1 protein-coding gene is annotated in these 1,320 nt (G+C 63.8%); it reads left to right on the top strand.

Annotation, left to right across the window (positions count from 1 at the left end; all coding sequences use genetic code 11):
• Window positions 1-1,320: tetratricopeptide repeat protein (locus NW856_RS04430; RefSeq protein ID WP_414399305.1), on the top strand; the 1,320-nt coding region annotated here is incomplete at both ends.

A 1,320-nucleotide genomic window follows, 5' to 3' on the forward strand; every position in this document is an offset into this window, starting at 1 on the left:
TGGGGGCCATCCAGGATTACCACCAGGCTTTGGCGCTGGGGGTGGCAGTGGCCGAGGCGGATATCCGCCGAGATCTGGCGCGGGCCCAAATCCAGACGGGAGATCTGCAGGCGGCCTTGGAGCAGTTGAACGAGGCGGTGCGCTTGCAGCCGGAACGGCGGGATCTGCGCCAAGAGCGAGCTGAGTTGTGCCAACAGCTGGGCCGGTGGCCAGAGGCCATTGCCGACTACGACGAGGTGTTGCGGCAGGATCCCCAGGACTGGACGGCTTGGCTGGGACGGGGCATGGCCCATGGACAGGTGGGCAACTGGGATTCCGCCATTCAGGATCTCAGCCGGGTTTTGCAGCAGGATCCTGACCACAGGGAAGCGCTGTGGCACCGAGGACAAGCCCTGCAGCAGTTGGGTCAGACCGAAGCGGCCTTGCAAGATCTAAACCGTCTGCTGCAGCGGGATCCCCAACACAGGATGGCCCGCTTGGCCCGCGGCTCTCTGTTGTTGACGTTGGCAGTGCGCGGCACCGATGGCCCTACCAACCGTGCGGAGCAGGATCGCGTCAGCGGGACGGAGTCCTTGGAGCTGGGGTACTACGCGCAGGCTGAATCCGACTTCGACCAAGTCATCCAGGAAGAGGCCCAAGACGGGGAACAGTCCCGGCAGCTCTATCTGGAGGCCCACCTGAAGCGGGCCCAAGTCCGCCGCCTGCGCCACAACCTGGAGGGGGCAATAGCCGATTGGGATCGGGTCTTGGAGCTGGCCAGCCCAGGGGATCCAGAAGTGCTGGTCACCGAAGCCCTGTTGTATCGGGGCTTGTGTCGCCAAGAGAGGGGGGATCTGGCTGGGGCGTTGGCCGATTTCACGGCGCTGATCCAGCAGCAACCGCAGGCTTCTCAGGCTTTTGCTTTGCGGGCAAGGGTGCATCTGGCTTTGGGGGATCAAGAGGCGGCATTGGCGGATCTCAACCAAGCTCTGAGCCTCGACCAGAAGTGGGGGGTGGCCGATGCTGCCCTGGCCTACCGTCAACGGGGGGATCTACACCGGCAGGCCAATTGCCCTGAGCTGGCCATTGCCGACTACACGCAGGCCCTGGCCTTGAACCCCCAGGAGCACTCTGCTTTGCTCCACCGAGCTCTCCTGTGGGATGGCGAGGGACAGACGGACAAAGCGATAGAAGACTACACCCGACTGCTGCAACTGGAGCTGGATCCCCAGGAGCGGGTCTGGGTTTTGAACAACCGCGGCTGGGCCTACGCCCAACAGGGGGATTTTTCGGCGGCCATCCGCGACTACGACCAAGCCATAACACTCTGCACTGCTGACG

Origin of the sequence: Synechococcus sp. R3-13, assembly GCF_047462195.1 — a bacterium.
Taxonomy (GTDB): domain Bacteria; phylum Cyanobacteriota; class Cyanobacteriia; order Thermostichales; family Thermostichaceae; genus Thermostichus.